Source organism: Paenisporosarcina sp. P4_E4_2 (assembly GCF_056401595.1).
Map to the genome: position 1 here is coordinate 1 of NZ_JBFUJC010000192.1, position 5,981 is coordinate 5,981.

General features: G+C 39.6%; 7 protein-coding genes. 6 read left to right on the forward strand and 1 reads right to left on the reverse strand.

The features are described 5' to 3' along the window. On the forward strand, positions 1-203 hold a 203-nt coding region (locus tag AC1DSB_RS12945), incomplete at its 5' end, for a YusW family protein (protein WP_477586851.1). A 106-nt stretch (positions 204-309) separates the two neighbouring features. Beyond that, the gene (locus AC1DSB_RS12950) at positions 310-1,314 is read left to right on the forward strand and encodes an NADP-dependent oxidoreductase (protein WP_477531297.1); all 1,005 of its coding nucleotides are present in this window, start codon (positions 310-312) and stop codon (positions 1,312-1,314) included. A 19-nt stretch (positions 1,315-1,333) separates the two neighbouring features. Here the strand turns inward: AC1DSB_RS12950 and AC1DSB_RS12955 are convergent, their stop codons facing one another. Then, entirely contained in the window at positions 1,334-1,819 is a 486-nt protein-coding gene (locus AC1DSB_RS12955; protein ID WP_477531298.1) for a DUF2306 domain-containing protein, read from the reverse strand. Positions 1,820-1,962: 143 nt separating this feature from the next. On the opposite strand from AC1DSB_RS12955, the gene AC1DSB_RS12960 reads away from it, so the two are divergent. The 4 genes from AC1DSB_RS12960 (at position 1,963) to AC1DSB_RS12975 (ending at position 5,882) form a co-directional block, all read left to right on the forward strand. Further along, positions 1,963-2,784: an AAC(3) family N-acetyltransferase gene (locus AC1DSB_RS12960; protein WP_477531299.1), complete on the forward strand. Its 822-nt coding sequence runs from the start codon at positions 1,963-1,965 to the stop codon at positions 2,782-2,784. A 67-nt stretch (positions 2,785-2,851) separates the two neighbouring features. Next, on the forward strand, positions 2,852-4,189 hold the full coding sequence (locus AC1DSB_RS12965; RefSeq protein WP_477586852.1) for a M28 family peptidase: 1,338 nt from the start codon (positions 2,852-2,854) through the stop codon (positions 4,187-4,189). A 438-nt stretch (positions 4,190-4,627) separates the two neighbouring features. Continuing rightward, positions 4,628-4,903, forward strand: coding sequence for a hypothetical protein (locus AC1DSB_RS12970; RefSeq protein ID WP_016428780.1), 276 nt, complete (start codon positions 4,628-4,630; stop codon positions 4,901-4,903). A 517-nt stretch (positions 4,904-5,420) separates the two neighbouring features. After that, positions 5,421-5,882 carry a hypothetical protein gene (locus tag AC1DSB_RS12975; RefSeq protein ID WP_477531426.1) on the forward strand — a complete coding sequence of 154 codons (462 nt, stop codon included), beginning with the start codon at positions 5,421-5,423 and terminating at the stop codon, positions 5,880-5,882. Positions 5,883-5,981 lie beyond the last annotated feature (99 nt).

Sequence of the window (5,981 nt, forward strand, 5' to 3'; positions counted from 1 at the left end):
GTAGTAGTGAGGTCACTGGTAAGGAAGCCATGGCAAAATTGAAGCCTTTATTGGTAAAAATGCGATTAAAAGAAAACATGTCTGAAGAAGTAATTATTGACCAAATTGTTAGCGCTTTTGGCATTGAAGATAATTACACATTACTTGAAGCAAGTATCACGTGGCAAAATGATGAGAAAAAAGAAATTGTAGTAACAAAATAAAATTTAATTTGAGTCCTTGACCTTCGTTGAGGGCTCTTTTCATGTAGAAACCTCCAATGTAAGGTACATTACTACATACAAGAAAATATAAAATGGAGGTAAGATAATGCAAAAACAAATAAAATTAATCAATCGACCAACGGGGACACCAACTAAAGAGAATTTCGAAATTCTCACTGCACCAATTGACAGTGCGTCTGAAGGTGAAGTAGTAGTAAAAACTGTTTACATTTCAGTGGATCCATATTTACGTGGTCGGATGAATGATGCGAAATCCTATATTCCACCGTTTGAGTTGAATGAAATGATATCAAGCGGAATCATAGGACAAGTCGTTCAATCGACGTCCTCACTTTTCGAAAAAGGCGATGTCGTTCTCGGATCATTGCCATGGCAAGAATATAGTGTGGTAAAAGAAAGTGCGGTTCGTAAAATTGATCACCGTATTGCGCCTGCCTCTGCTTATTTGAGTGTGCTGGGCATGACTGGTTTGACAGCTTACTTTGGCTTATTGGATATCGGGAAACCTAAAGAAGGAGAAACGGTGGTTGTGTCAGGAGCTGCAGGTGCTGTAGGGTCCATCGTGGGACAAATTGCGAAAATTAAAGGCACGCGTGTCGTTGGAATTGCTGGTTCTGATGAGAAAGTGAAGTTTTTGGTCGAGGAACTGGGTTTTGATGCTGCAATAAATTATAAAACTCAGGATGTTGCTCAAGCGTTACGCGAAGCTTGTCCAAATGGAATTGATGTTTACTTCGAAAACGTGGGTGGGGAAATTTCAGATGCTATCTTCCCTCTTTTGAATAATTTTGCGCGTATTCCTGTATGTGGCGCAATTTCTTCTTATAATAACGAACAAGCGGACGTTGGACCTCGTGTTCAAGGATACTTAATCAAGACGAGCTCATTGATGCAAGGCTTCACTGTTGGCAATTACTCTTCTCGTTTTGGAGAAGGCGCAAAAGAATTGGCAACTTGGCTCAAAGAAGGCAAACTGAAATACGAGGAAACGATTACGGAAGGTTTCGATCATACGATTGACGCATTTCTCGATCTTTTCAAAGGAGCAAACCTTGGGAAAGCGATTGTGAAAGTATCGGAAATCGAATAACAATTTTAGCCGTTCTGGTTTATTCCAGAATGGTTTTTCTTTCTCTTTTTACGGGACGATATTTCTTACCGATTTTAAATATAATTGGTGTTCCGATGATGGTTGGCAAGAACCAGAAGATAAGCACAGGCAATTCGTTAAGAAGTGGTATTCGAGGAATGTTTACAACAAGTGTGGCTGTGAATATCCCTATGTAAGATCCCAACATCCCGCCGATATGGATACGCAGCCAGTTTTTCCATCTGATTTTTGCAGATATATAGCCAAGCAATGCAAGACCGTATGAAAATATACCGATATAAAAGAGATAGGCACTTTCTTTCCAGTGCATAATAGACATCACGACAGTAGTGATAAATACCAACACGAAAAATCCATGATAAATCTCTCCACTGATTGTATGTCTGCCTTTTCTCTTTTTAGAAATACCAGCCAGCAAACCAGTAATCAAACAAATGCATCCAGCTGCAATATGAATCATTAAAAACAGGTTGAACAAATTCAACACATCCAATTATTTACATTTTATTTCTAATTATAGTAACATACATAAAGTTCCATTTCATTCATTCAAAAAAATATTCCGATTGTTAATGTTATCTCTATTCTTATATGATTAAGTTATTAAAGATTTCGGAGGTCACCCACATGAGTGAATTTGATCTTGTACAAGAAACTACATCTTTCCAATCAGTTGAAACATTGAAACAACAATTGCAGACACTTGGCATCAAAGCAGGAGACGCCATTATGGTTCATTCATCCATCAAATCAATGGGTTGGATTGCCGGTGGAGCAAAAGCTGTCATCGACGCATTGATGGAAACTATCACGGAAAAAGGGACCATTATCATGCCAGCCCAATCTGCCGAGAACTCAGAGCCTTCCTATTGGATGCTGCCGCCAGTTCCAAAAGAATGGCATGCGCCTATCCGAGAACATACTCCAGCTTACGATCCACATTTGACCCCACTACGTGGAATGGGCAAAATAGCGGAATGCTTTCATCGTCATCCTGAAACCATTCGCAGCTACCACCCTGTTCACAGCTTTATGGCCTGGGGCAAGGATGCTGAAAAATGGATGATGGAACATCCACTTGAGGATTCATTTGGAATGACTTCCCCACTCGGTTCATTTTTAAATGAACCTGTTAAAATCCTGTTAATTGGTGTCGGATATGATTCGTGCACGGCTTTGCACCTATCGGAGAATTTAATCGAAAAGAAGACTTACATGAATCAGGGTGCAGCGATGCTGGTGGACGGTGAGCGTCAGTGGATTGAGTACCAAACACTTGATGTAGACTCGGATCGTTTTCCTGACCTTGGAGAAGCATTTGAAAAAGAACATCCCGATGCCTATCATGTTGGAAAATTAGGTCAAGCCGACTGCCGCATCATTCAAATGAAACAGCTAGTTGATTTTGGTGTGGAGTGGTTAAAAGAAAATCCTGTAGAGGAAGACTAAAAAATTTTTATTAGTAAAATTCTCATTTTTGTTCATCCTAATGGAACTAACTTGATGGAGGAACAAAATGAAAAATAAATTTTATAAATTTGCGATTGCAGCTATTCTTTGCCTAAGTGTCATAGCTCCTATCGCCACTTTTGCAACTAATTACACGTCTACCCAGAATGAAAAAGAAACCAATCTTGAAACAAAAATACTGCAGTCTCTTGATGCAGATAACATGTATAACAATATTAAATTTTTATCCAAAACGCCTAGGGTAGCTGGGACCCAGCAAGAAGATGCTGCAGTTGCTTATATCAAAAAGCAATTCGAATCTTACGGGTATAAAACCGAAGTTCAAGCATTCACTTTCAATGACTATACAGCCCCTAATTCCATCGGGTTGGATGTCGAGCGATTTTCGAAAAAATTGGATCCACAGGCTTTAGAATATTCGGTTAGTGGAAAAGCTACCGCGGAAGTTATCTTCGCAGGACTTGGTCAGAAAAACGACATCGCACAATTGGACCTTACTGGAAAAATCGTACTCCTTCAACGCGGCGTCATCAGCTTCAAGGAGAAAATGTTGAATGTGGCTGCGAAAGGTGCTGCCGGGGTCATATTTTACAACAATGCACCAGGTACCATCATGGGAAGTTTAGGTGAACCAAATAAGGCTTATGTTCCGTCTGTGCTGTTGACCCAGACAGAAGGAGAAGCGATATTGATTCATCTCAACAAAAACCCGCGTGCTGTTGTCTCATTGAACATTGAAGGTGCTAAATCCGCTCAAAATACATCACACAATGTCATTGCAACTAAAAATCCCAACGTTTCCAACAAAGCCTCTCATGATATATTGGTCATCGGTGCTCATCACGATTCAGTTGCAGGTGCGCCGGGTGCTAATGACGATGCATCAGGAACTGCCATGACGCTTGAACTTGCACGTGTCTTGAAAACCATTCCAACCGACACAGAAATTCGTTTTATCACGTTCGGTGCGGAAGAGCTTGGATTACTTGGATCCAATCATTATGTCGAACAGTTACCGAAAAATGAAATCAGCCGAATCGTGGCAAATTTCAATTTGGACATGGTCGGAAGCAAAGATGCCGGGGAACTAGTCTYGCAAACGGTCGATAATAAGCCTAACCTTGTTACTGAACTCGCCCAGGATGCCAGCACACAGCTAAACGGGGCACCAACACCTTACAATCAAGGTGATAGCAGCGACCATGTACCCTTTTCAAAGGCAGGCATTCCCGCTGCCCTTTTCATCCACAATCCCGCTGAGCCTTGGTACCACAAGCCACAAGATACTATAGATAAAATCAGCAAAGAAAAACTACAAGACGTTTCGGAAATCGTCAGTATAGCTGTGTGGAATCAAATCAAAATCGATCGCCAAGTCAAATAGTGTAAACCTTAAACCCCACGTCACTGGATCGGATGATCTCGTTACGWGGGGTTTTTACGTAACGTCTACTATACTTTCACAGAGCCTCCAAAAGGATTACTACGGCCGGGTGAGGAAGGACGATGAACTATGGATAGCACTCGTGGAAGATTAATCCTACTCAGTCGTTGCACTAGCCAATCCTCCTATACTTTTTACTCTAGGGAGGATTTTTGATTATCTGACAGATTAGATTAATAATAAATCTTACAAGGCTCAGCCTTTTTTTAAAAAGTGTTTTCTGGGTCTACTTTAATTTGCTTTTTTTTGATTTTAATTTTCATGGGAGTTTAAGTACATTACTTCACAATGTTTAGTTTTTGATAGTCCAGTTAAATAATCCTTTTACTTCTTTTCAACATATAATATTTAGACCCTAAATTAAAGGAGTGAAATAACATGGGATTTTTCCAGCCCGAGGGAACAATGGCACCAACTTCCCCTCCCCCACCTCTCATACCAACAAAACCTTCTGTATCCTATATAATTGACTGTGTATATCAAAACACTTATGTATGGCTTATAAATGGGGACCAATTCTGGTTTTACCCAACTCGCGTGGAATATGGTGAAGTATCTGGATATAGATGGAACGGTTCCTTCTGGCAATTCTACGGAATTGACCCAAGATTTATAGATGCTGTTGCCTGTTATCCTACTCCTACCCTTTACTAAAATCCAAAAAGCCTTTTGGTAATTAAAAACCCAAGGCTTTTTCTTTTGTAATAGGCTTTAAAGTGAATACATATTTTCGCGACAGTATCCATTCAAAGTAGTATTATTTCACTAACCCCGTTAGTTGTACTTATTTGTTCTTCCTCGAAATAAGCCTTCATCACAAATACCATCTTTCCAATGAATAGTCCCATCTCTATTATATGCTCCGATTTTAAGCTGGTTTGGCTTGCCATTGTCGGATTGTTCTTAAATATCGAATGAGTAACCAGATTCTTTGCGTTTGATAACTCCCGACTTTACTTCTTTCCCTAAATGGTTTTGTTCTGCTGTACGCAAACATGAAACTCTCCTTTAAACATGGACTGAAAGTAATTAAAAGCAGATAAAAAAATGATTAATAACGCGGACAACCCGATCCAATATTTGTAACGATGAATGTGTAACCTAAAAAAGAAATACGACTTATTATTGAAGTATTCTGAAAACCAAGTAAAAAATAAAGGGGGATAGGGAATTGAGAAAAGCAATGGGGATAATGTTGATTGGTGGCTTGCTGCTAACAGGGTGTACAGAAAAGGTTAAGTCCAGTGAAAATGAAAAATCAGAACCAATCACAGAACAGGAGTATGTGGGTAAGTTTGAAAACAACTATGATTTAATACATGAGAATTTAAATAAAATATCTGCAGCATCAGCATCATCCTCACTAGACGATATGGAGGAATTATGTAAGGCTTTTTCACATACAACCAATATTAATTTGCAGGTAATGAGTGAGGTAACACCTCCAAAGGAATACCAAGAAGCGAATGAGATGCTAATAGTGGCTCTTGAGAACTATATTGATTGGGGCTGGGCTATGGTGGAACTTTTGGATGATCCCAGTGATGAAGTAGGAGCAAAAGTGGATCACCACTTAGGTATAGCCTCTGAGAACTTGGAAAAGGCTCATGCTGAAGTAGAAAGCCTTAAATAACCTAACCTATTCTGTGAACCTGCTCCGTTAATAGAAAAAGACATTACTCCTTCTTGAAGTAAAGCACCCGTTCGTATTATAAGGTCAGCCAGATATTTC

What these genes read in the sequence shown, in the direction of transcription:
- AC1DSB_RS12950 (WP_477531297.1), top strand. Translation starts at nt 310, where the DNA reads ATGCAAAAACAAATAAAATTAATCAATCGACCAACGGGGACACCAACT.
- AC1DSB_RS12960 (WP_477531299.1), top strand. Translation starts at nt 1,963, where the DNA reads ATGAGTGAATTTGATCTTGTACAAGAAACTACATCTTTCCAATCAGTT.
- AC1DSB_RS12970 (WP_016428780.1), top strand. Translation starts at nt 4,628, where the DNA reads ATGGGATTTTTCCAGCCCGAGGGAACAATGGCACCAACTTCCCCTCCC.